At 49.0% G+C, this 25,902-nt stretch carries 23 protein-coding genes; 13 read left to right on the forward strand and 10 right to left on the reverse strand.

The window, feature by feature from the left end; genetic code table 11:
• Window positions 1-330 precede the first annotated feature (330 nt).
• The 4 genes from AC27N8_RS25440 (at window position 331) to AC27N8_RS25455 (ending at window position 3,723) form a co-directional block, all read left to right on the forward strand.
• Window positions 331-633, forward strand: a complete 303-nt coding sequence (locus tag AC27N8_RS25440; protein WP_487070658.1) for a hypothetical protein — start codon at window positions 331-333, stop codon at window positions 631-633.
• A gap of 28 nt (window positions 634-661) precedes the next feature.
• Window positions 662-952 (forward strand): co-chaperone GroES, encoded by a 291-nt coding sequence (groES, locus tag AC27N8_RS25445; protein ID WP_487070660.1) that lies wholly within the window; start codon window positions 662-664, stop codon window positions 950-952.
• Between the two features lie 88 nt (window positions 953-1,040).
• The gene (gene groL / locus AC27N8_RS25450; RefSeq protein WP_487070662.1) at window positions 1,041-2,666 is read left to right on the forward strand and encodes a chaperonin GroEL; all 1,626 of its coding nucleotides are present in this window, start codon (window positions 1,041-1,043) and stop codon (window positions 2,664-2,666) included.
• A gap of 253 nt (window positions 2,667-2,919) precedes the next feature.
• Window positions 2,920-3,723 (forward strand): Cof-type HAD-IIB family hydrolase, encoded by an 804-nt coding sequence (locus AC27N8_RS25455; protein ID WP_487070664.1) that lies wholly within the window; start codon window positions 2,920-2,922, stop codon window positions 3,721-3,723.
• 36 nt (window positions 3,724-3,759) lie between these two features.
• Here the strand turns inward: AC27N8_RS25455 and AC27N8_RS25460 are convergent, their stop codons facing one another.
• From AC27N8_RS25460 to AC27N8_RS25470, 3 genes are all read right to left on the reverse strand, one after another.
• Window positions 3,760-4,785 carry a carbohydrate kinase family protein gene (locus AC27N8_RS25460; protein WP_487070666.1) on the reverse strand — a complete coding sequence of 342 codons (1,026 nt, stop codon included), beginning with the start codon at window positions 4,783-4,785 and terminating at the stop codon, window positions 3,760-3,762.
• A 305-nt stretch (window positions 4,786-5,090) separates the two neighbouring features.
• Window positions 5,091-5,339 carry a hypothetical protein gene (locus AC27N8_RS25465; RefSeq protein ID WP_487070668.1) on the reverse strand — a complete coding sequence of 83 codons (249 nt, stop codon included), beginning with the start codon at window positions 5,337-5,339 and terminating at the stop codon, window positions 5,091-5,093.
• Between the two features lie 27 nt (window positions 5,340-5,366).
• A complete protein-coding gene (locus AC27N8_RS25470) occupies window positions 5,367-6,749 on the reverse strand; it encodes a DnaJ domain-containing protein (protein WP_487070670.1) in 1,383 nt (460 codons plus the stop codon).
• A gap of 532 nt (window positions 6,750-7,281) precedes the next feature.
• Here AC27N8_RS25470 and AC27N8_RS25475 point away from each other — a divergent pair.
• The gene (locus AC27N8_RS25475) at window positions 7,282-8,232 is read left to right on the forward strand and encodes a sensor histidine kinase (protein ID WP_487070672.1); all 951 of its coding nucleotides are present in this window, start codon (window positions 7,282-7,284) and stop codon (window positions 8,230-8,232) included.
• Between the two features lie 223 nt (window positions 8,233-8,455).
• Window positions 8,456-9,121, forward strand: coding sequence for a DNA-3-methyladenine glycosylase family protein (locus tag AC27N8_RS25480; protein ID WP_487070674.1), 666 nt, complete (start codon window positions 8,456-8,458; stop codon window positions 9,119-9,121).
• 13 nt (window positions 9,122-9,134) lie between these two features.
• On the opposite strand, the gene AC27N8_RS25485 is transcribed toward AC27N8_RS25480, so the two are convergent.
• The 3 genes from AC27N8_RS25485 to AC27N8_RS25495 are packed head-to-tail and all read right to left on the reverse strand — an operon-like array spanning window position 9,135 to window position 12,478.
• On the reverse strand, window positions 9,135-10,784 hold the full coding sequence (locus tag AC27N8_RS25485) for an ABC transporter permease subunit (RefSeq protein ID WP_487070676.1): 1,650 nt from the start codon (window positions 10,782-10,784) through the stop codon (window positions 9,135-9,137).
• Between the two features lie 46 nt (window positions 10,785-10,830).
• Window positions 10,831-11,748: an ABC transporter ATP-binding protein gene (locus tag AC27N8_RS25490; protein WP_487070678.1), complete on the reverse strand. Its 918-nt coding sequence runs from the start codon at window positions 11,746-11,748 to the stop codon at window positions 10,831-10,833.
• Window positions 11,741-12,478: a TetR/AcrR family transcriptional regulator gene (locus AC27N8_RS25495; RefSeq protein WP_487070680.1), complete on the reverse strand. Its 738-nt coding sequence runs from the start codon at window positions 12,476-12,478 to the stop codon at window positions 11,741-11,743. The genes AC27N8_RS25490 and AC27N8_RS25495 overlap by 8 nt, the downstream gene beginning before the upstream one ends.
• 215 nt (window positions 12,479-12,693) lie before the next feature.
• Here AC27N8_RS25495 and AC27N8_RS25500 point away from each other — a divergent pair, with 215 nt between their 5' ends.
• Window positions 12,694-14,823, forward strand: a complete 2,130-nt coding sequence (locus AC27N8_RS25500; protein ID WP_487070682.1) for a thioredoxin domain-containing protein — start codon at window positions 12,694-12,696, stop codon at window positions 14,821-14,823.
• A gap of 131 nt (window positions 14,824-14,954) precedes the next feature.
• On the opposite strand, the gene AC27N8_RS25505 is transcribed toward AC27N8_RS25500, so the two are convergent.
• Window positions 14,955-15,677, reverse strand: coding sequence for a universal stress protein (locus tag AC27N8_RS25505; protein WP_487070684.1), 723 nt, complete (start codon window positions 15,675-15,677; stop codon window positions 14,955-14,957).
• A gap of 470 nt (window positions 15,678-16,147) precedes the next feature.
• Between AC27N8_RS25505 and AC27N8_RS25510 the strand changes: the two genes are divergently transcribed.
• Window positions 16,148-16,846 carry a sigma-70 RNA polymerase sigma factor region 4 domain-containing protein gene (locus AC27N8_RS25510; RefSeq protein WP_487070686.1) on the forward strand — a complete coding sequence of 233 codons (699 nt, stop codon included), beginning with the start codon at window positions 16,148-16,150 and terminating at the stop codon, window positions 16,844-16,846.
• Between the two features lie 126 nt (window positions 16,847-16,972).
• Entirely contained in the window at window positions 16,973-17,842 is an 870-nt protein-coding gene (locus AC27N8_RS25515; RefSeq protein ID WP_487070688.1) for an anti-sigma factor family protein, read from the forward strand.
• On the opposite strand, the gene AC27N8_RS25520 is transcribed toward AC27N8_RS25515, so the two are convergent.
• Window positions 17,796-18,086: a Dabb family protein gene (locus tag AC27N8_RS25520; protein ID WP_487070690.1), complete on the reverse strand. Its 291-nt coding sequence runs from the start codon at window positions 18,084-18,086 to the stop codon at window positions 17,796-17,798. The two genes, AC27N8_RS25515 and AC27N8_RS25520, sit on opposite strands and share 47 nt — an antisense overlap.
• A 152-nt stretch (window positions 18,087-18,238) precedes the next feature.
• Window positions 18,239-18,538 (reverse strand): GlsB/YeaQ/YmgE family stress response membrane protein, encoded by a 300-nt coding sequence (locus tag AC27N8_RS25525; protein ID WP_487070692.1) that lies wholly within the window; start codon window positions 18,536-18,538, stop codon window positions 18,239-18,241.
• 286 nt (window positions 18,539-18,824) lie between these two features.
• Here AC27N8_RS25525 and AC27N8_RS25530 point away from each other — a divergent pair, with 286 nt between their 5' ends.
• The gene (locus AC27N8_RS25530) at window positions 18,825-20,189 is read left to right on the forward strand and encodes an MFS transporter (protein WP_487070694.1); all 1,365 of its coding nucleotides are present in this window, start codon (window positions 18,825-18,827) and stop codon (window positions 20,187-20,189) included.
• Between the two features lie 28 nt (window positions 20,190-20,217).
• Here the strand turns inward: AC27N8_RS25530 and AC27N8_RS25535 are convergent, their stop codons facing one another.
• On the reverse strand, window positions 20,218-22,002 hold the full coding sequence (locus AC27N8_RS25535; RefSeq protein WP_487070696.1) for an ArnT family glycosyltransferase: 1,785 nt from the start codon (window positions 22,000-22,002) through the stop codon (window positions 20,218-20,220).
• Between the two features lie 240 nt (window positions 22,003-22,242).
• Between AC27N8_RS25535 and AC27N8_RS25540 the strand changes: the two genes are divergently transcribed.
• The 3 genes from AC27N8_RS25540 (at window position 22,243) to AC27N8_RS25550 (ending at window position 25,881) form a co-directional block, all read left to right on the forward strand.
• Entirely contained in the window at window positions 22,243-22,371 is a 129-nt protein-coding gene (locus AC27N8_RS25540) for an AAA family ATPase (RefSeq protein WP_487070698.1), read from the forward strand.
• A gap of 187 nt (window positions 22,372-22,558) precedes the next feature.
• The gene (locus tag AC27N8_RS25545; protein WP_487070700.1) at window positions 22,559-23,230 is read left to right on the forward strand and encodes a histidine phosphatase family protein; all 672 of its coding nucleotides are present in this window, start codon (window positions 22,559-22,561) and stop codon (window positions 23,228-23,230) included.
• Between the two features lie 224 nt (window positions 23,231-23,454).
• On the forward strand, window positions 23,455-25,881 hold the full coding sequence (locus AC27N8_RS25550) for a transglutaminase TgpA family protein (protein WP_487070702.1): 2,427 nt from the start codon (window positions 23,455-23,457) through the stop codon (window positions 25,879-25,881).
• Window positions 25,882-25,902: the final 21 nt, after the last annotated feature.

Genomic DNA, 25,902 nt, shown 5'->3' on the forward strand with positions numbered 1-25,902 from the left:
ATAAAAGCGCTATTTCGAGAAGTATCCTACGCATTCTAACGTTCCTCTAACACTATTCCTATGCGCTTCTAACACTTAGTGTGGCATACTCGTAAGCAGAGAAAAGAATAAAGTCGCATCTGAGATACTCAAACGTACAAAGATACAGGATCTTGCAACAGGCATTTTTCAAGATGTTAAGTTGTCGGTCTATACTATCTTTGTATGTAGTGGAAAGAGCGTGGTGCGAAAAGTTGCAATAACGCAGGAAGCGTCAGGTATTTTTCTTCTGAGAAATATTCCCGTAGCTAAAGTGACGTTTCAAGGGGGGCTGCAACAAAAGGTACTACCATGAAGAGACAAGAGGATTTCGAAGGTTTCAATGATTTCTCTTATCAAGAAAGCGAGCGCGGACAGGGCGATCTAGCTGATACCGTTCGGAAGGACGTTCAGAGGCCGCCACGTTGCGCAAATTGCGATATCGATATTCTTTGGCCTCCAACGGTGGTACGCGAAAAGACCTTCTGTTGCGTCGGATGTGCCGCTGGCGGCCCATGTTGTTGTGACTATTCGCAATATCGCTCTATGAACATAGAGGGTGTTATTCATTACGGTTTAGACGAAGAGGCACCCCATCAATCTTCTGACCGATAAGTTTCATTGACGAAAGGAAGTATATACCGTGGCAACAATTCGTCCGATTGGTGATCGCGTGGTGGTAAAGCCCGCAGCCAAAGAAGAAGTAACCAAAAGCGGTATTGTTATCCCTGATACTGCCAAAGAGAAGCCCCAGGAAGGGGTCGTTATTGCGGTTGGTAATGGTCGCTTGTTAGACAATGGCGACCGTGCTGTCATAGATGTCCATGAGGGTGATCGCGTGTTGTTCGCAAAATATGGCGGCACCGAGTTCAAATTGGATGGCGAAGAGTACCTGGTACTCAAAGAAAATGACATTCTCGCGATTGTTGGCTAGCAATTCCCGGCATTGGGTGCACTCATAGATTGCATAGTGATGCGATCTCGGTCTGTATGAAGATGCTGTAAGGGGAAGGATTACAATTATGGCTAAACAGCTTGTATTTGATGAAGAAGCTCGTCGATCACTCAAACGTGGTATCGATATTCTGGCTGGTGCGGTAAAGACCACACTTGGACCTAAGGGTCGTAACGTTGCTCTGGACAAAAAGTTCGGTGCTCCTAACGTCACGCATGATGGCGTAACCGTGGCAAAAGAGATCCAGCTCGAAGATCCCTTCGAGAACATGGGCGCTCAGTTGTTGAAAGAAGCCGCTACCAAGACCAATGATATTGCTGGTGACGGAACAACAACCGCAACCGTGTTGGCACAGGCCATTGTCAACGAAGGCTTGAAGAACCTGGCCGCTGGTGCGAATCCTATGCAATTGAAGCAAGGTATCGATAAAGGTACCGAAGCGATCGTTGCTTACATTCGCGAACTGGCAGTTCCAGTTGAAGGTAAGAAAGACATCGCTCAGGTGGCATCGATCTCCGCTGCTGATGAGCAGATCGGTGAGTTGATCGCTGAAGTTATGGACCGCGTCGGCAAAGACGGTGTGATCACCGTTGAAGAGTCCCGTGGTATCAACTTCGAGACCGAGTATGTCGAAGGTATGCAGATCGACAAAGGATATATTTCTCCTTACTTCGTTACGAACTCGGAGAAGATGGAAGCCTCACTCGAGAACCCATACATCCTGATCACCGACAAAAAGATCAGCGCCGTTCAGGACATCCTGCCCGTGATCGAAAAGATCGTCCAGCAGGGCCGTCGTGAAGTCGTCATCATCGCAGAGGATGTCGATGGTGAGGCTCTGGCAACCCTGGTTGTCAATAAACTGCGTGGTATCCTCAATGTTCTGGCTATCAAAGCCCCAGGCTTCGGCGATCGCCGTAAAGAGATGTTACGCGACATCGCTGTCCTGACCGGTGGCGAAGTGATTAGCGAGGACATGGGCCGTCGTCTGGACAGCGCAACCCTTGATGATCTCGGTTCCGCTCGTTTGGTCTCCTCGCATCGTGAGGACACAACCATTATCGAGGGCCATGGAGATACCGAAGAGATTCAGGCTCGCGTCCGCCAGATCAAAGCACAGATCGACGATACCACAAGCGATTATGACCGTGAGAAGCTGCAAGAGCGTCTTGCCAAGCTCTCAGGTGGAGTTGCCATCATCAAAGTCGGAGCAGGAACCGAAGTTGAGCTGAAGTATCGTCAGACACGCGTCGAAGATGCTCTCTCAGCCACCCGCGCCGGTGTTGAAGAAGGCATCGTAGCTGGTGGTGGAGTTGCTCTGCTGACAGCGATCGAAGCTTTGGACTCACTCAACCTGACCGGAGATGCCGCCACAGGAGTAAACATCCTACGTCGTGCCCTCGAAGAGCCAATCCGTCAGCTGGCCGCCAACGGTGGTCGTGATGGTTCAGTCATCGTCGAAGGTATCCGCCGCGCTCAGAAAGAGCAGAACAACAAGCACATCGGTTACAACGTCCTGACCGATACCTATGGCGACATGTTCACCTTCGGTATCGCTGATCCTGCCAAAGTGACACGCTCAGCCTTGCAGAATGCTGCCAGCATTGCCGCAATGATCCTGACCACCGAGGCCTTGATCACCGATCTTCCCGAGAAGAACCAGCCTGCCGCTCCGGCCATGCCTGAGTACTAAGCTCAAACTAGCAGACCAAAGAAAAGCGTCCTTCGTAGCAATACGGAGGGCGCTTTTTATTTTCAGTTTACAAGACCTATTTTCAATTGAGAAAGGAGCGCTTTTTCGTCATGTCTTGCATAAAGCCTTTTTTCATTGACGAGAGACGAACAATTATCGTAAAGTAGAGGTCTATGCTCAGCTTAGAAATCCATACTACTTAATGATCCTTCGATATTCTGCAATCGCTGAGTAAAAAGAGAGGCCTTCTGAAATGTATCGTCTGCTTGCGATAGACCTGGATGACACATTATTAACCCCCAGGCATACCATTACCCGTTATACTTTAGAGATGCTTCACAAAGCTATAGATGCTGGTATGACACTTGTTATTGCTACTGGTCGTGTCCCCTATATGTTACCTTCTGCCGTCAGAGATTTACCATTGCACGGACTGCAAATTACGAGCAATGGAGCAATGATTTTAGATCTACAAACGAATGACATTTTATCTGCATTATTTCTTCCCATTGATCGAGTCAAAGTTGTCATGGATGAAATACGCCGTCTTGATTTATCTTATTGTTATTATGCACAGAATCGTATGTATGTAGAGCCGCTCCTCTTTGATAGTTTTGGACATCGAGGTAGAGGCCAGCGCCCAGAAGTGCAGAGAGGTGATGCGCTTGACGTACAAACTCATCCTTGCCTCAAAATAGCGGCCTATGGTGATGCGTCAAGCATGAAGGTAAAGCGTCAGGAATTGGAAGGTCTTTTTAAGGGAGAAATATATATCACTCAGACAGCCCCAAACTGTTTAGAGTTTCTTCATCCGGAGGTCTCCAAAGCCAATGCTCTCAAGATAGTGATGCACTCATTGGATATCAAAGCTGAAGAAGCGATAGCCTTTGGCGATAGCGATAATGATCTTGAGATGTTGCGTCTGGCTGGTTTCAGTGTAGCTATGGCGAATGCCACGCCTGAAGTGAAAGCGGTAGCAAACTATGTCACATCAAGCAATGCTGAAGATGGAGTTGCCACCGCTCTCAAAAAAATCCTCTTTTCGCAGAGCAATTAAAGCATCTGGAGGCAGACGGATTATGGATACCGTGAGCTAGTAACTGGCCTGTACCACGAAGGGATTCGTGGATGTAAACTCTTGCCGGCGCTGTTCAAGTATCTCTGCGGTTGGTACGGCGGCAGTGCCGGTCAGAGCGGTTGTTGACAGGCTACCACAGATATTTCCACATTGTAAGATATCATCCAGGGAGTATCCTTTGAGCCAACCGTATATCATGCCGCCATCGAATGCATCGCCGGCTCCCGTTGTATCCATGACCTTTTCAACTGGATACGCTGGACTATACGTGATTTCGTCACCCTGGCAGGCGATTGCTCCTTCTGGCCCCACCTTGACAATGGCTGTCTGAGCCCAGGTGGCTAGCAAGCGAGCAGCATCTTCTGCGCTTTCTTTTTTCGTGATATATTGTGCTTCTCTTAAATTAAGAGATATCATTTTTGCATGTTTGATAACATCGATGGTTTTTTCGTCCTCTAGATTTGAAATTTCACCACCTGGATCAAGAAAGAACGGAATATTGTACTCCGCCAGTGCATTGAGGAGGGGAAAAGATCTTGCTTGAGCGGACATAAATACCGCATCGAAGTCGTATTTATTGAGTAATTGATGGAGTTGTGGCGGTAGTATCGTTGTAGCTTCTCCCTGCACGTCCTGGTCTGCCTGATGAGTGGATAGGATATCAAGCATATGCGTTAATGTTGCATCGTGAGTATCTTCGTAATAGACGATTCCCCGTTCTCCTTGATGAGCCAGACAAATACTGACAGCTTTCACCGGAGCATCGTCGATAATTACCAGCTCACGCGAGATTCCAACGCGTTCAAGCTCAGCTAAAATAAAGCGTCCTAAGAAGTCATCGTTCAATTTTGTCAGGAGACCTACACGTAAGCCAAGGCGACTTAAAGTTGCCGCTGTATTGAATATTGCTCCACAACTAATGGCAAAATGACTTCCTCCTATCTCAGCACCCGCTATTGGCCATTGAGAAATACCACCAATAACAATATCAACACTAACTGTACCAATAACTAATACATCAAAATGTTCACGCTCTATCACAAATGGAGACCTTCCTTAGTCTTGATAATAAGCTGTAAAAAACTATCGTCAACGTCGCGCTCAGGCGGCTTTACTCAGACGATTGAATGGCATGATATCGCTATGCACATAAAGTTACTATCAAGTGCAACAATGTAGCTTAACTTCATTTGACTCTCTTGATCGTCTAAGCCTCGTACAAAAAGTACATGCCTGAATATAGACCGTTTCGGTCCAAAATGTAGATCGAGTCGATGAAGTTACTTGTTATAGTGTAATAGTGTGAAGGTGGAGTGTATAGTAAAATATAAGGACAATTTTAAGCGTTATTCGACGAGATGGCAATCGAAGCGTACGATACCACTTTTACGCTCAGTAATGACTTTGATGACTTCTAATTTGATGTGTTCTCCGATGGCAATGGGAATATCGGCCTGATCCAGGACGCGACATTCAAATTGGCGCTCGGGATTTGTGACGTCAGCGATCACGGCCCGCACGTAGGGATGATCGGTGCCCTGAAAGCTCGTGGTTAAGCCAGCCTCTTTGAGGATCAGTGTACCTTCTCGTATCATGGCGGATATCCTTTCATCGGTTGTTGCTTACTGCCATATCTGGATGGTGCCATCTGTGAGTGCGACGATCAAGTGGTCTTCGGTAAAGTTGAGGGCGCTGATCTGCCAGGGATGATAGAATTTTTGCACGATCTGTCCGGTTGCTATTGACCATAGATCGATGACGCCTTCATTGATCTCGCTATCCTCACGCGCCACGGCGAGCCATTGTCCGTCTGGTGAGATCGATAGGCGTGAACTGCCGCCCATGGTGCCGCTCGCAAATTCGCTATAGGTGCCGTTGAAGGTGTCGCAGACGCGAATCTTGTTGCCCTGATAGACGAAGGCGAGCAGAGATGCATCAGGTGTGGCTATATATGGTGGAGAGCAGTCTTCGCAGCGACCCATGAGGATCGACGCTTCGATTTGAGGCGCTTTATTGCCTGGACGTCCTCTAGGAGCCACATTCCAGCGACGAATGATGACCATCTGTTGCTGCTCGTTGGGGATCTGCGCGCATGAGAGCGTGACCAGCCGTCGAGCGTCCTGTGAAAGTGCACGCATGCGGATCGCCCAGAAACTCCTCTTTTCGTTCCCTTCTTCGGGACAGATAGTGGTATCTGACAACGCACGATCGGCCGTACCCATCTCGTGACTTGAGACGTCTGTGCTCTTGACGCCCCAGGAACGCGGCGAGCGTTCCTCCTCATTGAAGTGTGGTAAAGCCATATAGGCGATACGTTTTCCTTCAGGTGTTACATGCAGGCTCATATCCAGCGAATAATGCGCTGAGACGGCCCGCTCGGTTAGAGGATAGCTCCAGAGTCGTACGCCCGTAAAGGCATCCCAGACGTGGAGGGCCAGACGATTCCAGCCCGCAAGCAGGGTCCCTGCTTGCGAAAAGCGTAGTTCACGCAGGGCCTCAATGGTGGAGGCTGGATCGCTGGCAAAGCTCGCAGTCTCTTTGATCTCTCCATTAGCGAGATGCCAGATCGTGCCATTGCCATCGAAAGAGCCGGCCGCCAATCGTATGCCGTCGGTAGTTCGCTGGCTATAGATCGCTCCGGGTATACCAGAAGTTGTCTTAACCACTGATCCGGCGCGGAATGGTCCTCTGGTACTAAATGTATGCAGTCCCGAAAATTCAACGTCGGCGGGATCGTCAGGAACGTGTGGACGCGAGTGCGGACGCAATATCGGTCGACGTGTATCGACGATACCACTTAACACCGTATCATAATTCCCACGCTTCTCTGAATCACTGAGTACCGCGTATGCCCGATTGATACGCTTCATTTCCACTGCCCCATCTGGACCGGCCAGGTCGGGATGGAAGCGGCGAGCCAGTTGACGATAAGCTCTTTTGACAGTATCGCTATCCGCATTGACCGGGACACCTAAGACGGCATAATAGTTTTCTGGTGTATCCATATATTTCTTATCGTAGCATCAATAATCAGGAAAGCCCACACCTTTCCTTACATCCTCCGATTTTATCACATTCCCTCCACTATGCTGGCTCAAAATTGGCCTTGTGCGCTGACATATATCAGCTTAATCGGAGGAAGCTCACATGGCGAAAAATGTATAAAATCACAAATTTTAACAAATTTAATTACAAAAAATTATTTAACCCTATAAAAATGAGAAACATTGTGCTATATTTATGTATTAGAGGATCGATTTCTTCTCTAGAATGTACAAAGTCTTATCACGAGAAATGTGTTTAGCTAGTAATCATCTAAAGCCTTGGATTACTTATGGGTTATTTCATAACGATATTAGTAGGGATTGGTGTAGGATTGTTTTGATTGGTAGGGGGAATTTAATGCAAAAAATTGTAGATTCAACGCCCGACTGGAAAAACTTACGGCAAGAGAGGCTGTATTTACAACGTACCGGGCAGCGTATATCATATATCGCTTGTGTTTTCATACATCTGGCACTAGGATTGTTTCTCATCGTGTTTTTATACGTTGACCAACTTCCTTTTAATACAACTGAGAAATTTGCTTTACGGATTGGCCTGATCCTGGGTGCGATGATCTGTCTGGTTTGTGCCTGGGCGTATAGTATCCTCGTCGGTCGTCGTTTTAAACATGTCATGGTGCGTTGGTCGCAGATGGAAGAGGCCTATCGGCAGCAAGAGCATCTCAATCAATTAAAGGATCAATTTATCTCGCACGTGGGACATGAATTGCGCACTCCACTGACAGAGTTGTGTGGCTTCCTTGACCTGATTGAGCAGCATAACGATCTCGATTCCTTTATGCGGGCGACCTTTCTGGAATATGCGCGTGATGGCTGTAATCAGGTAATCTTCATTGTGAACAATATCCTGGATGCAATGAATGCCAGAAAATATATCGATGATCATAATGTAAAAAGTCTTGTGCTTGACGCTCTGGTGCATGAGGTTCTGGCAACTTTTTCGCCGCAAGAAATCAGTCACTATCCTATTGTTATGAACATTGACCCAAAACTTCATCTGCTGATCAATGAGCCTGCGATAAGGCAGGTACTGCGAAATCTGATCTTAAATGCCATCACGTATTGTCCTCACGGCACCACGATTACCCTCGAAGCGCAAAAGGTCGGGGGAGCATTGATGACATCTCCATCACGTGTGTGTCTGTGTATCGGTGATAGGGGTCCCGGCATCCCTCTTGATGAACAACCATTGCTCTTTCAGCGCTTCGTGCGCCTGCGGCGCGATCTGACAGGATCAATTCGTGGTATCGGATTAGGACTCTTTGTCTGTAAGCAGTTAGTTGATGATATGGATGGACAGATATGGGTCGAAAGCTCGGGGATTCCAGGAGAAGGGAGTCGTTTTTATATCTTACTTCCTGATACACCTGGCCGTGCTACCATGCATACAGCCAGGTTAAAGAATCTGTTCCACAAAAGATAAAACCAATGGTTTGGTATTCATTATAATAAACAAAATAATAAACAAAAGTGTATTTCCACTTTCCTCTTCTGAAGAGAGTTTAAAGAGGAATTTGGAATACCCTGGTCAGGGTTGTGGAATGTCATGTCAGGATTGATTGTCTCTGCTGGACAAATGTTCTTCATCCTTCTATACTACAGCACACATAACCGATGGAATGTTTAAAGGAAAGAAGAGAAGAACTATGTCAATGCAGACTCCTTTTGCTGATGTTGTCGCAGCTGCTACGGCCTACCTGAGTGGCATTGACCCTGTGATGCGCGAGACGATAGAGCGTGTGGGTCCATGCACGCTACAGCCCGATCCCAATATCTTCGACGCTCTCGTTGACGCCATCATCTCGCAGCAAATATCTGTCAAGGCAGCCGACGCTATCATGGCTCGTGTACGAGCGGCTCTGCCTGATGGAAAAGTCACACCTGAGCATCTCCAGCCGCTTGACTTTGATCACTTGCGGACACTGGGACTCTCCACACCGAAGGCGCGTTATATTGGGAATCTCGTCGAACACGTCACCAGTGGTCAACTCCAGTTGGACGCTCTGGCGGAGCTGCCCGATGAAGAGGTGATTGCGCAGTTGACCGCCGTCAAGGGGATTGGTCAGTGGACGGCGGAAATGTGTCTTATCTTCACGCTTGGAAGGCCCGATGTGCTGCCTGTTGACGATCTTGGCTTTGTAGAGGGGATGCGTGTGGCCTATCAGCTACCTGCCCGTCCCTCGAAGCAGGAGGCGCGTGAACGGGGTGAACTCTGGCGACCCTATCGGACCTTTGCCACCTGGTATATGTGGTCTGTCCGACGCCTGGCCCTCAAAAATGAGCGACCTCGTACACGCATCGTCTCCTTATAACTTTCTTCACTCCTCAATGTCCGCGATCGATGTCTGCACGCCTGAACTGGATCATGCCTGTAAGAAAGAGCATGAGCGTGATGGCAAGCATGATCGCATCCGCATTCCACTGCCAGCCGTTGAGCATGGGATTGTTATAGGCATGGAAGATGGAGAGCGAGATGATCCATGTAGGGAGCTGAAGAAATGGATGGAGAAACTCTAACGCATAGGCCAGCGTCAGGTAGAGTGCTGTGATTGAGAGTATGATGCTGGCGCTCACGCGTGCCGTACAGGCGTAGACGAAGCTTACAATCACCAGCTCCAGAGGGAGCATCCCAAAGGAGGCCGCCGCGCTGTTTCCTATATCCACGCTGATACCAAAGATGGATGCGCTACAGATGGTCGCCAACCAGACAAGGAGTGCCGTTACTACTATGGTCACGAAGACGATGATGCTGTGTTCACACAGCAGACGCAACCTTGAGAGTGGGGTGCTTACTATGAGTTCCATGCGTCCGGAGTCGAGATCTCTGGCCCACTGAAGCGCCAATGTGAAGCTGAAGATGACGAGCAAAAGAGGCACAAATGAGAAGATGGAGTAACCTATAAAGCCTGCGTTTGTGGCTACGTCTTTTCCACTGAAGAGTTGAGACAGAGTCGGATTCTGAGAGACAAGATCACGCGTTGTTTTGAGGAAACTGGGGGTTAGCGAGACGATCCAGATAACATAGAGAAGCGTGCTGATGATCCAGCTACTCGCGGCGATGGCTTGCGCATTGCATGTGCGTAGGCCGAATGAGCGCAAAAACAGATTATGTTGCGCTTTGGTGATGGACTTGCTTCTGTCTTGCTGTGGACGCTCACTGCTCGTTTGCCGATAGATGATTCCGGCACCCAGATCGCGTTGTACAAAGAGCCATCCGCTCAGGACACTTATCAGGAGAGTGCTTCCCAGTAGTAGCAGTGTGGCTCCTGGATGTGTGTCGTACGTCGTTATCAGCGGCTTGTTGATACCATAGTAGTAGCTTGGCGATAGATACTGAAGCCAGCTAAATTGGGTCACGGTACGAGCTGTGCCATCCAGCATGATTGAAAGGGTCAGGATGGCAAATGCCCATCCCTGGGCCGCCCCACGTGCGGAGAAAAGCTGAGTCAGGAGGAGCGCGAGCGCAGCAAAAAAGAAGCAGAAGAGGCTGATATTCAGACCTGTCAGGATAGCTCGTAGTATCTCTACCTGCACGCCCGCGCTCTGCTGTCCCAGCAAGATCCCCAGGGCGATCAGGAGTCCGATCGCCAGGAGAGCACTACAGAGCGCCAGCAGCTTTTCGACAAAGATGCGTGTGCGCGATAGCGAGGTTGCCAGCAGAAGTTCGGCTGACAGGCGTTCCTCTTCTCTGCGTATTAAGTTAGTGCTTGCCAGAATTGCCCAGATGCCCAGTGCCACGGGCACGAATAGATCGAATAGTCTCCAGGTGATGAGTCCAGCGGCTGTATTCAAGGCGACCGGATCACCAATAAAACTGAAGGATTGGTATAGTTGGGTGATTGCGGTGGATGATTGGGTAGCGATTGAATTTAGTGCACTATAGGTGGCGAATAACAGGAATGCTAAGCCACATCCCCAACTCAGGAGTGGTATGCGAAAATCGCGCAGTGTCTTGCTCCATACGGTGCGAAACATGATCTATGTCCCTCTCAGATCCATATATCGATCTGGATTATAACATTCATTGCGTAACGACATCCAATGCGCTTGCGGGCTGGTAGAGGCGTAAAAAGATCTCTTCTAGATTTGGTTCGCGTGAGGTAACACTAATCGCCTGATGCTGCGCGGCGATCTGAATAATCTTGCGTTGATCTCCGCGCACGGTAATTTTTAGCTGCGTCGGATTCAGTTCTTGCTCGGCACTGACAACTTCGGGGAGGTCGGTAAACCAGGCAGGTGAGGCGTTCTCCGTGAAGTGAATGATCACATCGCTCTGCTTAAGGTCCTTGAGATGATCCACTGTATCAACCTGGATCAGTTGCCCGGCTCTGATTATGCCTACACGTGTGCAAGTGTGCTCAACTTCGGGCAGGATATGCGATGATAAGAAGATTGTGCGGCCGTCGGCGTGGACCTCTTTAACCATGCGATAAAACTCTTGCTGGTTTAACGGATCAAGGCCACCAGTGGGCTCATCCAGAATTAAAAGGCGTGGCTTATGCATAAACGCCTGTACCAGACCAATTTTTTGTTTATTTCCACGCGAATAGGTCTGAAAGCGTCTGCCGGGATCAAAATCCAGACGCTCAATTAGCTGCTTCACATAAGACTGATCTATCCCGCCACGCAGGTTGCCAAGATAGGTAATGATCTGGGCTCCCGTGAGATTTGGATCAAAGGAGAATTCGCCTGGCAGATATCCTACCTGGCGCTTGACCTCGCTGGATTGGGTCCAACAGTTAAAGTTCCCGATCAGTGCTTGTCCGCTGGTGGGCTTGAGAAAACCCATCAATGTTCTGATTGTTGTCGTTTTGCCCGCGCCGTTGGGACCAAGAAAGCCAAAGACTTCTCCTTCTGCGATGGTCAGAGTTACATTACTCACACCACGCTGCTTCCCATACATTTTTGTAAGATCGTTGATCTGTATCAGATCATCCATCTCCTGTCTCCTTCTTTAGAAATTCTTGTGTGAGATCCATGATATTTTGCATATGAGTCGAGTTTGCCTGTCGTTCATCTTGAGTTGGGGGACGTATTGCAAAGATACGTCTGACGGTATCGGCTGCTAAATTTGCTCGTTCTTCATCTCCAAGCTGATATTCTTCTGGTAAGATTTGATTTGTGACGAGAAAACCCATGGTAATTGCTTCGATCGTATGTACCTGAGCTTGAATCGAGATATCTTTGCGCATTAAGCCTTGCTCGCGCTGATAGCTGATATAGGCATCGAAGGCGTCAAGCTGTGGGCGTATATCTACCAGTTCGGCATTCTCACGCAACAGCTCGCCCAGTAGATCGATATCGCGGACGACGATGGCTTTGATTAATGGATTCCGTTGAGCTGAAAGCATCCCATATTTGACCATGTTATAGATGGTCATCCCATCGGGCTCTTGCTCAATCTCTTTTTGCATCCTTTCACCCTCGGTGATCTTCTCACGCATGATTAAGGCCATGAAAAGATCTTGCTTGGTCTGCCAGTGCAGATAGATTGTCCCTTTGGCTACACCTGCCTGTCTGGCAATATCATCGATCGTCGTTTTCTTATATCCCCAGCGCTGAAGCAGCTCGGATGCTGCATCCAAGATGCGGTTTGCTCGCTCGGGATTTTTTATCTGATCGCTCTCGGTTGTGGCTCGGGCTTGTTTCTTTTGACTGCTTTCTACCATGTTTCTCTTTCTTGATGTGGTTACGTCTGCCTACGACTATGTGACCATATGACTGGAAGAGCAGTATTGGTCATAGAGTTCTACCAGTAAGTATACTGATGTGTTGTCAGAAGTCAAGTGGAAAAAATGCAGCGCCCCCTTTTTTCTTTTTGAGTACATGTCGTACAATAATCGAGTTACAATTGTGTTGGGTAGGACACAGGAGTAGGTTTTTTATGAGTGAGAAACAGAGTTCTGATACGCATACAAATCGCCTCATTAACGAGACGAGTCCATATCTTTTACAGCACGCGCATAATCCAGTTGACTGGTATCCCTGGGGGGAAGAGGCTTTGCAGCGGGCCAGACAGGAGGATAAGCCAATCCTCTTAAGCATTGGCTATTCGGCCTGTCACTGGTGCCACGTGATGGAGCGTGAGTCGTTTGAGAATGAGCGGATTGCTGCTTTAATGAATCAGCATTTTGTCTCGATTAAAGTCGATCGTGAAGAGCGTCCTGATATCGATAGTATCTATATGCAGGCTGTGCAGGCCATGACCGGTCAGGGTGGCTGGCCAATGACGATGTTCCTGACTCCCGATGGGCGTCCCTTTTATGGTGGCACGTATTTTCCACCGCAGGATCGCCGCTATGGTGAGCAGATCATGCCAGGTTTTCCGCGTATTTTGCAGAGTCTGGCCGAGGCGTTTACCGAGCATCGTGCCGAGATTGATGAACAGGCGGCCGAGATTGCGGATCATTTGAATCGCCGTGGCAATGTGCTCTCCCACGTGGAGCCCGCGACTGGGTCAGCATTGCTTTCAACTTTGCTGGTTGCTGAGACGAATCTACTTGACGATTCTGATGAGCGCAATGGTGGTTTTGGTCGAGCGCCCAAGTTTCCGAATACGATGGCGCTGGAGTTTTTGTTGCGCCTCCATAATCATCGTCAGGCGCACGAGCTGCCCGCCGCCGATCCAGAGCGCTCGGGACCTGGCACTCTGGAGGTTGTCAATCTCTCGCTTCAGCGCATGGCCTATGGCGGTATCTATGATCAGCTCGGAGGTGGCTTCCATCGCTATTCTGTCGATGAGCGTTGGCTAGTGCCTCACTTTGAGAAGATGCTTTATGATAATGCCTTGCTTAGTCGTGTATACCTGCATGCCTATCTGGTCACGGAGAATAGTCTGTATCGGCGGGTGACCGAGGAGACGCTCGATTATGTAGTGCGCGAGATGACATCCCCCGAGGGGGGCTTCTATTCGACTCAGGATGCTGATAGCGAGGGCGAGGAGGGTAAGTTCTTTATCTGGACCCCCGCTGAGGTTACGACCGTACTCGATGCTCAGGATGCTGCTGTGTTTATGCGCTACTACGATGTGACCGCCGCAGGCAATTTTGAGGGCAAAAATATCCTGCATATCCAGGCCGATGCCCAAACCTTTGCCGAACAGGAGCAGATCAGCGTCGAGGCATTGCAGGAACTGCTTCAGCGGAGCCGTGCTGCTCTATTTGAGGCCCGTGAGCGACGCATCAAACCTGGTCGAGATGAAAAGATCCTTACCTCCTGGAACGGTCTGATGTTGCGGAGCTTTGCGGAAGCGGCTCGCTATCTCAAGCGATCGGACTATCTGCATGTTGCGATCCAGAATGCGACGTTCTTGTTAGAGACGCTTCAAAAAGATGGTCGCTTGCTCCGCACCTATAAGGATGGTCGGGCTCGCTTGAATGGCTATCTTGAGGATTATGCTTTTCTGGCGGATGGCTTGCTGGCTTTGTATGAGGCTAGCTTTGATATACGCTGGTTTATGGCCGCACGCATGTTGATGGATCAGGCTATTGCTCTCTTCGCCGATGAGCAACAGGGAGGCTTCTTTGATACCGGTTCGGATCATGAGGCGCTGATCAGTCGTCCCAAAGATATCATGGATAATGCCACTCCTGCTGGTAGCAGCGTAGCGGTCGACGTCCTATTGAGGCTCTCAGCCTTTACGGGTGAGTTCTCCTATCGGGAGCGTGCGGATAAGTACATACAGCCACTGATTGATATTATGGTGCAGCATCCACAGGCGTTTGGACATGTGCTGGGTGCAGTTGATTTTGCTCTCTCGTCTGTCAAAGAGTTTGCCATACTTGACAATGGATCTCGTCATGAGACGCAAGCCTTGCTTGATATCATCAATGCACATTACTTGCCCAACAGCGTGGTAGCCTCTGCTATTCCCGCCGATAACGCAGCCAGTACGGCTGTGGCCTTGTTGGCTGATCGTCCTCTGAAGGATCAGAGAGCGACCGCCTATGTCTGTCAGAACTTCACCTGTCAGGCTCCTGTGACCGAGCCTGAGGCTCTCGTAAGCTTACTATAGTAGCGTCGCACGCGAGCGTGCGATGTTCCACTCGACGTATGATCAGGCAGGCCAACGTGGCTCGCCGAGATCATACTGTCTCGTACGAGAAACTGGGACATCGCACGCGAGCGTGCGACGCTACTTTTGGTTTAATCGTTGATATAGCGTGTCTGGCCCTGAATATCGCGGCGGAAGAGATAGCCCTGCTCCGCCAGCTTTTCCAGGGCCAACGTGGCTGCCTCCAGTTCTTTCTGTGCATTTTGATGCTTGCCTGTTAGCGGAAAGAGTTTGATGACTGTTTCTGGGGTGAGGACAATCAATGAGCTTGTGTGGGTGTTAAGATAGCTTCTGGCGGCTTGTTCATACCATGCGACCAGATTCTGGCTGGTGAGCGGGCGAGGGGGAGGCACGATCATCACGGGACAGGCAGCCGCTTGCAAAATTTGATGCGAGATGCTTCCTAATATGATGCGTCGTAGGCGTTGCCGCCAATTATCGCCTCGACTTCCGATCACTATGACATTGACGTGCCGCTCTCGTGCAAGCTTGACAATCTCATCTGCTGGCGAACCAACGCGTGTGATGAGCTCAATCTGATGATGATCAAATCCCTGTTTCTGTAACGCTGTACTGGCTTTTGTCAGGACCTCTTCCGCCAGCTTGCGCTGATCTGCCGTTGGCGCCGTGAGCTCATAATGGTCTATGAAATGATGAGGATACTCTGTGGTGATGTGGATGTGCGGGATAATATGAAGAAGCAACACAGAGAAAGAAGAGGCATCTTGCTCAAAAAGATCGACTATAGTCTGTATTGCATATTGGGTTGCAGCAGAATAATTTGCATCTATACCCAGCAAAATGCGCTTATTCATAGGAACGCCACCACCTTTTTGTGTGACAGTTCACAGTTTTATTGTTGAGTACGACCTTGAGAGAATATGTACTTAACTATATGCTTGGTACATACATCCTATTATAACCGCTTTGGGCAGTAGTGGCAAGAAAATAGCAAATGGGACATATGACAGGTCACATGTAGCTTAACTACCACCTATACTGACATATAGAAGTTACTCTATTGTTCAATGTTTTATTATGTGTCTCTAAAATTGCTTCATAATGCCCTGCACAATATGAAATGAATTCTTCTTTTTGTGTGTGTCTTTGTTTTTAGCATAAATTATTCTATAATAAAAGCAATAATCTTTAGGGCAAGAAAATCAGTTTTACATCTTGAAGAAAGCATTTGATTAGTGGTGATCCTTTACGTCTACTATTGTTGTGGAGAGCAAAAAGATATGACGTATTCCAGCTAGAGCTAGAGGGGAAGTAGGACAGAACCATGAATACTGAGACCGAGAAGCCTCTTGAGGAGATGAGCCTGGTAGCCCTGACAGAATGTAGCATGCGTGAAATGGGTCGCTATCGCCGCAAGGAATCGAGCGATGATCGCTATTGCCTGGAGATTTTGAAACGGGCTGTGATGCAGCATAATAACGATGCCTGGGTCGTTTTACAACGACAGTTTAGTGATAATGTGCGCTTGTGGTTGGGGGGTCATTCCCATCGCGATCTGGCCTTGCGCTACGAGGGCGAGCAGACCTATATCGATGACACGTTTCGACGCTTCTGGCAAGCCGTGAGCGATCAATCCTTGTCTTTCTCTACCATTGCAAGCGCTCTGAGCTACCTGAAATTGTGCCTGCACTGCGCCATTATGGATACTTTACGTGCCTTTGCACGTGTGAACGTCGAGCGTATGCCAGACTATGGTCATCCTGATGAGCCTCAATTTGAGGATCATTATCATGAAAACGAACTCTGGGAGACGATTAAAAGTATCCTGCCGGGTGAACGTGAGCAGCGTGTCGCTTATTTACATTTTCATTGTAATCTCAAGCCACGAGAAATTATCCGCTACTGTCCAGGCGAGTTTCAGAACGAAGAAGAAATCTATCGTCTGAAACGTAATATTATGGAGCGTATATTACGTAATGTAGATAAGATACGTTGGAGACTGGATGGAAGCTTGCTTGTTTAGCTCATCGCTAAACAAGCATCTATGATTGGTTGGCTGAAAAAGTATCTGTACAGGCGTTTTTATAAAGTGAAAAGTGTTTCACTTTGATCAGATTAGCTCAACTACATATGATACGAAGGACCATTAATGATGAATTGTCTGTGCGTGGTTGCTCCTACAGATGAGGACCTTTTACGTTATGCACTCGATGGAGAGATTTTGCCAACGGAGGCAGAAGAGCATTTAGGACATTGTTTCATCTGTCAGCAACGACTTGCCAGATATGTGTCTACCAATAGCTTTTTGACGCAAAATTTATATCGTAGCCAGTGTCCAGACACCATAACACTGCTTCAGTATTGTCATGGCCTGCTCGCGGATCATACTACGCAGGCGATTACCGCACATATCAATATCTGCCCATTATGTACTTCAGATGTGCTGGAGACACGGCAACTGATGAGTTCATCGGCTCAGTCGCCCGATACGAATCCTTTTTTCCCCGTGAAATCCCCTGTAGAAAGTATCTCAGCTGTCCCCTATTGGAACATGCGAGAAGCAACGCTCCCTGAGAGAAGCGTATCCGAAGGAGAACATGGAGCCGAAGCTTCTATCTGGCCAGTGAAATATCAAGCCAACACCACAGAGCTCCTACTCCAGGTCAGCTATAACAACCATGGTGGCATCGCGCTGGCGGGGAGGCTGCTCAGTCTCTATCCAGATGAGACAAGCGGAACTGCTCCCACATTTCTTGGTGTGAAAGCAGAACTCTATGGCTCGATGGCGCTGACCGAGTTAGAAGAATGTCCCGCCTGCAAGAGTGATCATCCGCTCGAATATCCAGAAGACCCTCTTTATACCGCTCTGGTCGATGAACCAGGTACGCTCAAATTTCCCTCTGTCCCCCCAGGCAAGTATCTGCTGATTGTACACCTACCCGATACCGCCATGGTGATCGAGGAGCTGTGTATTATTGGGCGAGGTCAAACACGATCAGATTATCACACAGGCGATTGAGCTCGCGGCCGGCAACCACGTGTGCTGGATGGGCCAGATAGGTGTTCAGTTCATCGGCACTTTGAAAGTGCGCCACTAATCCATAGGTATAGCCCTGGTGATGATCTCCAATACTTTTCCCTACCTGTATATCTTGAATCTCAGGAATGATGGTTTTGAGTGCCAGCAGTTGATCAATTACCGTCTGAAACTCATCTGGGGATATGTCTTCTTTCGGCTTGCCCAGGACAATGTGTGTAAGCATATTTATCTTCTCCTCCATAGTTTATTGTTCTGTCGCACTGACGAGTGCTAACGTTACTGATACGTTTCATCCGGCCTGTTTTTGGACAAAAGATAGTCAGGATCGCTGATTTCCTTGTGCTCATCAAAGAAAGGTGCCCCTGTTTCCTACTATCATCTGCTGCGACCTCCGGCGAATAGTTGAAGGATAGCTACAAAGATGGCGGCTCCAATAAATGAGATGAAGATACTGCCGCAGAAGTGAAAGGTGCCCAGATCCAGAGCGCTGGCCAGAACGGCTCCGATCACTGATCCGACAAGCCCTACGACAATATTGCCAATACATCCAAAGCCTCGTCCGCGTACGATGATACCTGCCAATGCGCCGGCGATCAGGCCGACAATCAGCCAGGCGATAATATTGCCGGGTTGTAGGATGTCTGATAGATGGACGCTATGGACCACAATATTCATATATTTCCTCCTGCGGTTTTGTATCTAATTTGCTATAAATTATAGACGTAATGGCCGAGCTAAATTCCAATCGAGCGAGGATGAGTCATGCCGCCTGATTTTTTAGAGCTGGACGTAATGGCCGAGCTAAATTCCAATCGAGCGAGGATGAGTCATGCCGCCTGATTTTTTAGAGCTGGACGTAATGGCCGAGCTAAATTCCAATCGAGCGAGGATGAGTCATGCCGCCCGAGTTTTTTCTAGTGAATCTGGAACTTCATCCTGTCCATTAGACTAGTGCTTTATTATGAGCGTGTGTATTAATATATGGGTACACATCTATTTATTCAGGAGTAAATGTATAATGTCTTTGGTGTCCGATCCCTCCGAGTCAGGGAAGCAGGATGGTAATCCTGTTCGAAAGCAACCATTTTTATCGTCTCTATTGCATCTGCCGAGGAACGTCTATCTTTTACTGCTATTCACCACTGGTAAGGGATTTCAGCTCAGCATTGCTGCCTTGACGATCAATTATTATCTCCACAGCCTGGGATATCGTCCAGATTTTATCGGTCTGTTCACAGCCACATCGGCCATTGGTGCCCTGATTGCGGCCGTCCCGACCGGGATGCTGGCTGATCGGATTGGGCGCAAACCTGTACTCCTGATGACTGCTATCTTCTCGCCACTTTTTCTGGTCGCGATCGGATTGGTCACCACAGCTCCTCTCTTACTCATTCTGGGACTCCTGCAGGGGCTGACCTCGACCGCCTACTGGGTCACAAATCTGCCGCTTCTGACCGAGAGCTCAACCAAAGAGCAGCGCATCGGCGTGCTGGCCATGAATAGTTTTCTGCTACTGGGAGTCGGTTCACTGGGTAATCTCCTGGGTGGAGCTATCCCCGAGTTTGCCGCTGGCCTGCTCCACGTTTCCGCCGCCGCCACCGAACCATTGCGTTGGGGAGTCCTGGTTGCAGCCTCATTCACCTTTGTCTTTGGCCTGCCATTATGGTTTTTGCGTGAGCCGCAGCGCAGCCAGGCGCCAGATCCCGTTGCGAAAGTCATCGATGCAGAGATACCTGTACAAGCAGTGCTTACGAAGGAACCTCGACCAATTGGTCTCCTCATGCAGCTCCTGGTACCCGACCTTTTCTTTACCATGGGTGAAGGAGCCGTGGTGGCACTCATGCAGGTCTACTTCGTGCTGCGCTTCAATCTATTGCCTGGTCCTTTAGGGATTATATTTACCATCAGCGGACTCGCCGGAGGAGTCTTCTCGCTCACTGCCCCACTCTTTGTCAAGCGCTGGAGCAAGCTGCGCCTGATCACCTCCGTGCAATATCTCAGCGCCCCCTTGATGGTACTGATTGGTTTTGCTCCCACGCTCCCGCTTGCCATCACAGGCGAATACGCTCGCTCGTTGATGCGTACACTGATCGAGCCAGTCTATGCCGCCTTCGCCATGGAACAGGTCTCTGATCGCCAGCGTGCTACGCTCGCAGGCTTGTACTCCGTCACCTGGAGCATCGGATACAGCGCTGGACCAGCCATTGCTGGCTGGTTGCAAACGACGATTAGCCTATCGGCCTCCTTTGTCTACGGAGCGGGCTGCTTACTGATAGCTCCTAGCCTGCTGCTGCTCTTTTTTGGCAAAAAACGCAAGGTGGCTTAGACGTTCTCCTTTCAGCAGACTAATGCCCTCATTTCTTAGGTCTTGGTTCGGATCTATAGAGGACATAGCCATCGAGATAGTGAGGCACAAAATAGTTACCGCCTGAAGCGTTGATCATTCTGACCCATGCTTGTAATGCCGGCAGGCAATTATAATTTTGGGTTGTGAGATTAAGATCTGTTGCGCACATCCAGGGAGGTCTTTTTGAGTTATCGACCTCTTTTTCGATGGCTTTGATACGGTTATGCCTGTTACTAAGCTGAGATTGAGCGTCGGCCAGGGTTTGATACGTATAGGTCTTGCCTGGTATCTGATCGCCGCCAATTACTGCACAGAGAATCGGATGCTTTGTATCCATCGTTGCCACGATCAGACTATAGCAGGTCCAGTAGTCTGTGAAGAGATAAGAGACATGTAAAGCATCCAACTGATCAATGAGATGCTGGCGTCGAGCACTGGCCGCCTGCGCTCGAGGTACCTCGATGAAGGCGATACATGTTCCACCAATCAGAATAGCTGCCAGCAGCACGAGAACAATGCGGCTGCCATAGAAGCGCGTCCTGGCCCATGTGAGTTCTGGCCTGAAACGACGGGCTGCTCCATAGAGTGGAGCCAGAATCACCGGCGTGATCACGATCAGGCTCATAATATAGCGTGCGTGATAACCCGGCTGGTCAACCGGGCCGGCACTGGTAATATAGACGACCAAAATCAGGATAGCTGCGCCAAGCATACACAGGCGAGCTACATAGATCGCCTGTGTTTTCCGGTATGCTGGCCGATCCAGATCTTGCTGTTTTCTCAGCTGTTTGAGGACTACTATCGTAATAGCTATGGATGCGATAATCAGCAGGACGTAACCAATGCTCCAACTGGATTGAATAATGCCGCAGGCAAGTGATCTGCGTGTGTTGTCGCCCATAAAGGGATATTCAATCACCGGGCAGAAAGGAGAACTGGTGGCCGTTGGGAGGCTAACCTGGAAGGTTTCGACAATCTTGTGCCAGAGACTTAATTGTTCTGGAGTAGCTGTCGTGGGTACACTTTCGGCCTTACCAAACAAATCCCCGATTGGGCTTTTCCCGTTTTGTATGGCATAGATGATCGTTGGTAGCAGGCCAATGGCTCCTCCCAGGAGGCCGATCAACCACCCTCCCCAGATAAAGATCTCTCGCCAGCAGAGGATCAGTAGCAGAAGTGTTGCCATAGTATACAATGGAAGTCCGACCATATCGCTCCAGATACCCAGCCCGACAATTATGCCAAAGAGCAGATAACCCGACAGACGCCGGAGTCTGGTACGTGTGGAGGCATCAGGATCATATGAATACGCCAGATGGGTTGCTACCAGGAATGCGAGGGTGCCAAATAATAAAGTCTCAGCAGAGCCTCCAGTCGCCAGGATCAGGCGTCCCAGATAGGGAATAGAACCAACGCTCAGGAATGCCAGCGTCAAGAGAGCGATCTTTGGAGAATAGAGCAAACTGGCGAGGCGATACATGGCCACAAAGAAGAGTCCGACCAACAAAATAACGCCCAGCCTGATCGCCGTAATTGATGGGCCTCCAAAGATATGAAAGAAGAGAGCCCCTAAATAAGCTTCGGTGATCCCCATATAATCCTGACCATAAAACATGAGGGGCCATTTTCCATGATAAGCGATATCGTTGGCGATAATTACCATGATGCTCTCATCGCTGTTGGTCGGAGGCCAGTGTAATAGAGCCAGAAGAAGGCGTAGACTTATGGCAAATAGGATAATCGCTGCCGCGATCAGCGTGTGTTTATTAATCTTTCGATGTACTATCCACATACCTGACAATTGTACCTCTCTAAATACTTTTGCAGCTTCAAAAAAATATCACGTGCTTGCTAATAGCTTACAACCTATCACTGTCCTTGTGTGGTAAGAAGAGCAAACCATACACGTTCCTTCGGCCTTAACGGTATAATATGATAGAGCAGCCTGAGAATTGCTTTGCTAACACCACGAAAACAGAGGCAGGCTAAAAATCTCAAAGGTCATTCATCCAGGCGTGTGAGGAGAATTTCAATGAAATTACAAGTAAAAAATCTTGGTATTATACGGAACGCGACCATAGACCTGAAACCAATGACTATTTTTGTGGGTCCAAATAATTCAGGCAAGACTCTGCTGGCTTATCCTCTTATGTCCTCTTAGCTATCTTTGGGCAAATTGGCCTTGATAGATATAAAAACGTTTTGACGAAAGATATAATCTCTCATTTGTATTCACCTCTAAGTGATAGTATATTAAAAAAACCTTGGATGACACCTTTGGAAAGGGTAATTATGGTATCCGATCCGATCGAGATTTGGGGAATTTCCTGAGAAATGGACACTAATGAATGGAAAAGAGCAACCGTGCATCGTCTCTCTCTACGCCAGCAGTTACGCGCTTGATTCTTGTCAGGCACGGAGAAACGCTGGCTAATCGTGAGTTTCGTTATATTGGGGCGCGTGATGACGCTCTCTCGGAGCATGGAGTTGAGCAGGCTCAACAGTTGGGAGAGGCATTGATCTCGTTCCCGCTGGCGGCTGTCTATAGTAGTCCGCTGCAACGGACGTATCAGACGGCACGCTCGATTGCTTCTCAGCATCAGCTTACGGTACAGCCGCTTGAGGATCTGGTTGAGGAGCGTTTTGGGCTCTGGGAGGGCCTGAGCCGTTCGGAGGTGCTGGCACGCAGTGCCCAGGATCGGGAGCAGTTGTTGGCATGGGAGCAGGATGCGACGATTGCTCCGCCGCAAGGTGAGAGTTTGGCTCAGGTGCAGGCGCGTGTGCGCCAGGCTGTGGATCGCCTGGCGGCGCAGCACGTTGGTCAGACGATTGTGCTGGTTTCGCATGTGGGGCCGATCAAAGTTTTGCTCTGTCAGGCGTTAGATGCTCCTCTAAGCTCCATGCGTCACATCTTTCTCGATCCTGCTACGATCAGCGTTGTCGATTGGAGTGAGCATGCCTTTGTTCGTCTGATGAATAGTCATGCACATCTTGGCTGGACGCAGGCGCGTTGGCTGTAGCGTGTCGCGCTCTCGTTTATTTCTGTTGATCCCTTCTGTTGCTTCCAGGCGTCTACCTGATAGGAGCCCCTTTCGTCAGGATGTTTTAATGCGTATCAAGCATTGCATGAATATTTGGTCCTACCTGTGAAGTAGTATACTGTTTTTATGGGACGTTCATTGTATACTCATAGTCTGACGATGGTCACATGCATAGGTTACGTCGCTGTATAGAGGAGTATTTGATGCGTTCGAGTCTGATGGATAAGCGTATACTGGACGAACATGAATCGAAGCAACGGAAACAACCTGGCTACACGCCATCCTTCCAACCTGCACCTTCATCCGAGCAAACTCAATCATTACGTTTCACTCGACTGGGTCGTGATTTCGACCAGGCTTTCACCTTTCGGCCCCATGAAGGCTGGCTTCCACTCGTCCTATTGGCTATTGCGCTGTATAGCGTGGTGATAGTCATTGTGCAGGCGAATTGGGTGAATCATAGTGAGTTTTTCTATATATTTCCCATTGTTGGGTTACTGGTAGGTTTCCTGGTTGCCAAAATCCCCGTAGTGCCCCAGGTCTTGTTACACATTCTGGCCTGCTTTATCGGCTACATGCTGGCCGAGGGTAGCAGTATGCTGGCATTTCATACATCCTGGACGGTAGTGGTCGGCGGCCTCAAAGCTGCTTTTACGGGACAGATGGGGATGGAGTCGGCCTCTCTTAGCGAGATCGTCTTCTTCTTTTATCTCTCCTTTTTATGTTTCTTCCTGGGATATTTTGGGAGTTGGCTGATCTATCGAGCTCGTTTGCCGTGGTTGGTGGCCTTAGTCTACGGCTCGATCATGCTGGTCAACCTCAACTATGTCAAAAGTGCATTCAATTTTCTCTTGCTGGTGATGTTAGGAGCGTTAATCCTCTTAATCGCCAGAATACAATTGTCGTCTCAACTGCTCCAATGGGCAAGCGAGGGTTTGTATACTGATAAAACCTGGTTGCGAAAGATTACCTGGCGTTGTATGCAGTTTGCCTGTATTATCACGTTGATTGCCGTTCTTTTTAGCTGGCTACTGCCAGTTCAGGAGCAGCCCGCCAGCGGTAAGGAACTGTGGAATAATATTAATACTGCCTGGACGAGTGCCGTCACGGGGAAAATTCCATGGGCCAGCGGAAATTATGCAGGTTCCTCGTCAGGCAATACGACGAACTACTTTGGGGATCAATTGACCATCTCTAATAGTATTCATTTGCCAGCAGGTGAAGTTTTGTATTATAAAAGTTCAGATAGTAAGTCTCACTATCTGGAGAATGCCACCTTTGACACTTTTAATGGCACGAACTGGGTGGCTTCAGATACAGATGTTACCTCCGGCGATTTTGTGGCCAATGCGGCTTTGCCTGCCGATGCGGAGAATGACTCTGACGCAAAAATAGTGACACGTGTGACCATGGAACAATCGCTTCAGGGTTCAAAGAGTTATATTTTTGCGCCACCTCAACCAATCCTCTTTAGCGTGCCGACACGGGTGTCCCGTAATGGAAATTCGCAAGCCTCGACGGCCACTTCCTGGGCGCAAACAATGCCGCTCCTGGCAGGCTCGGCGTATTCTGTTTCTTCTGACCTGGCCTCAACGACCTCTCTCTCGAATATGCCTTTGCCCGCTGATAATCTCGATGATTGGATGAGTGATCCCTACTTTAGCACCGTGCGTCGTTCATATCTGCAACTGCCACACGATCTCACTCCCAATGTGCAACAGACAGTTCGGTCCTGGACCGGTAACGATACGGATACCTATAATGCCTTGAAAAGTATCGAGTCCCATTTTACCAGCAGTGGAGAATTTAAATACTCCGTTGATAATGAGCCTATTCCAGCCAATACCGATGTGGTTGATTGGTTGTTGAAGACGCGTGTTGGTTACTGCACGTATTATGCCACGGCTATGGTCGTTATGGGACGCCTCTTACAGATTCCAATGCGCCTGGTGACTGGTTTTAGCGCGGGCAAATACGATGCCACAAGAAATGTCTGGTCGGTTCAGGGCAGTGATGCTCACAGTTGGGCACAGGCCTATTTCCCCAATCATGGCTGGATCGATTTTGACCCAACTCCTGGATATTCAACTGCTTCATTGGGAGCTACAGATCAGGCACTCACACCTGTGCCCAGCCCAGGTGCTCAAGCGACAGCAACTCCCAAGGTCCAGCCCACAACTCCGGCCCATACTCAACCTACTCCTGTGAACCCTCAGCAGCAAGGACAGTCTTCAGATGCGGGTTCTAATTCTCTCGGTATCTGGCTCGCCCTGGGCTTGCTATTTTTGTCTCTGAGCTTCTTTATCGTGGCGCTTGTCCTTCGGCAACGCCAACGTTTCCTTGCCTCACGCTCGATGATTGTGGGTATGTACTGGCAAGCCTGCCGCGTTGCTGCCTGGGTAGGGTTAGGTCCCAGGTCGTGGCAGACTCCCTATGAATATACCCGTGTGCTGAGTCGCCACTGGCCCGCCGAAGATGCAACGCTCTGGCGCTTAACCGATCTCTATGTACGTGAACGTTGGGGCGGAGCATCTTCTCTTCAAGAGCACGAGATGACGTCATTGCAACACAGCTGGCCTTCACTCCCCAGCCTCTTCTGGCATTTCTTACTGCGCAAGAAAAAGAAATAGTCTAGAGAGAAATATAAGTAT

Source organism: Dictyobacter sp. Z7_2, from assembly GCF_057551105.1.